Below are 2,315 nucleotides of genomic sequence, written 5' to 3'. Positions count from 1 at the left end.
GATGCCAAGGCACTCCAAAACTAACCCTCCCCATCATGGCTACGGGAGAAGTAAATGGAATTATGGAAAGCCAAAATGAAACATTACTATTGGGGTCATCCAAAACAAAAATAAATAGCCCCATATAGGCAACCAATAAAGGAATGGTTACCGGAAACATAAATTGCTGCGCATCAGATGGGCTATCTACTGCTGCTCCAATCGCTGCAAAAAAAGCACCATAGAGCAAATAACCACCTACAAAATAAATCAAAAACGTCAAAGTAATCTGCACAAAGTCCAGCCCTTGAATCATTTGCAAAATTTCAACTATTTCCGGGTTACCTTCAGCAGGAAAAAGGCCTTGCTGTCCAGACATTTCCAACATCTGTTGTTGAGGCATTTTCATACCAAAATACCCCATAACCAAAGAAGAAACCAAACTTATCAGTAGTATCCAGATTAAAAACTGTGTCAAACCAACTGCGCCAATACCAATAATCTTGCCCATCATTAATTGAAAGGGCTTCAATGAGGAAACCAGTATCTCAATAATCCTACTGGATTTTTCCTCTATTACTCCTTGCATGACCTGATTACCATATACAAATATGAAAGTGTAAATCAATATTCCGGCAAGAAAGCCGATGGCGTAATTTACAACAGAATTTGAAATGCGTTCTCCTCCGGCTTCGCTAACAATGATCGACTGTATGTCTACATTTGTTTTAAAGGCTGATAAAAGGAGTGGGTCAATACCTGAAGCTTGTAATCTCAGGGACTCCATTTTACTCTGTAAGGAGGCTTCCAAATTAGTAATCATGGATATTGGAGGCGTTTCTTCACTATAAAACACAATCCCTTTTGGATTTTGTATGTCTAGTTTTGGAATGTAAAGAAAACCAAATCTTAGTCCTTCTTGCACCAATAACTTGGCATCGTCTTGCCCCAACTCGCTATAAGAAAATGAGTACAGCTCATTACTCTCCAAGAAAAAGGAATTGTTCTCATCTACCACCTCAATCACTTTTCTATCCTCACCAACGGTGTCGGACATGCCCACCCATAAAAACAAGCCTAGAATTGTAGGGAAAATGAGTGGTGTAATAAGTGTTGCCAAGAGAAAAGAACGCTTTTTAACCCTTGCTAAATATTCTCTTTGAATGACTAGGAAGATTTTATTCGCCATGACTTTCATTAATTTTCTGAATGAATATCTCTTCGATACTTGGCACAATTTCTTCGAATCCAAGGATTTCCCCTTTAGTCATAAGCCTACTTAACAGTTCATTGGGTTTTTGATCTTCTAAGTGCAGTTTAAACTCTAGCATCCCATCCTGCCTACGCAGCTCCTCTCCCATGGGGACATACTCCATACTATCCGGAATCATCTTAACTCTAAAAACATTGGTTTTGGCTTCTTCTTTAATGGTTTGGATGGTTCCGTCTAGGATCTTTTGTGACCTATTGATCATTGCTATTTCATCACAAAGCAATTCAACGGATTCCATTCTATGGGTTGACAATACTATGGTAACCCCTTGATTCCGTAATTCAAGAATTTCATTTTTGATAATCTCAGCGTTTACAGGATCAAAACCTGAGAAAGGTTCATCTAAAATCAGTAAGTCAGGCCTATGAATAACAGTGGCTATAAACTGTACTTTCTGGGCCATACCTTTAGAAAGGTCCTGGATTTTGTTGTCTTTCCATTGGCTGAGGTTAAGTTTATCTAACCAATTGGTAATTTTTTGCTTGGCATCTTGTTTTCGCAAACCTTTTATTTGGGCAAAATACAATAATTGCTCCTTTACTTTCATTCCCTTGTATAGCCCTCTTTCTTCGGGAAGGTAACCTATGTTTCGGACATGCTCCATATTTAAGGATTGCCCATTGATATAAATCTCACCTGAATCTTTGTCTATTATTTGATTAACGATTCGAATGAGCGTTGTTTTACCTGCACCATTAGGACCCAATAGGCCGAAAATTTTGCCTTTACTTACAGAGAGATCAAAATCTTTAAGGGCAACATGTGATCCATAAGATTTATTTAATGATCGAATGCTTAATATTTCCAAGTGAACAAAAGTTTATCAACTGGTTTGAAACTTTATAATGAACGGAAATCACCATTCAAAAATCTAACTATTCCAAAGATACGGAACCCACTGAAACATCAATTAAAAAGGTCATGAGATTTTCAGCATCTTTTGAATAGCCCTTACTCACATAAGTTTTATCATCAATTTTTTTCAAGCTAAAAGGCAATTTGGTCCTGCACATGGCAGTTGACTTAATTTTGACCAAATATGGTAGGTTCTTAGGAGGTAATT

General features: G+C 37.5%; 2 protein-coding genes and 1 pseudogene. All 3 read right to left on the bottom strand.

Going from position 1 to position 2,315, the window contains the following annotated elements; all coding sequences use genetic code 11:
• A partial coding sequence (locus AAC037_RS23620) for an ABC transporter permease (protein ID WP_339906093.1) occupies nt 1-1,168 on the bottom strand: 1,168 nt, incomplete at its 3' end.
• Nucleotides 1,158-2,060, bottom strand: a complete 903-nt coding sequence (locus AAC037_RS23615) for an ATP-binding cassette domain-containing protein (protein ID WP_339906091.1) — start codon at nt 2,058-2,060, stop codon at nt 1,158-1,160. The genes AAC037_RS23620 and AAC037_RS23615, both read right to left, overlap by 11 nt.
• A gap of 67 nt (nt 2,061-2,127) precedes the next feature.
• A pseudogene (locus tag AAC037_RS23610) lies at nt 2,128-2,315 on the bottom strand (hypothetical protein); the annotation flags it as partial.

The organism is uncultured Cyclobacterium sp. (genome assembly GCF_963976465.1).
GTDB lineage: Bacteria > Bacteroidota > Bacteroidia > Cytophagales > Cyclobacteriaceae > Cyclobacterium.
This window is presented reverse-complemented; position numbering and strand designations above follow the sequence as displayed.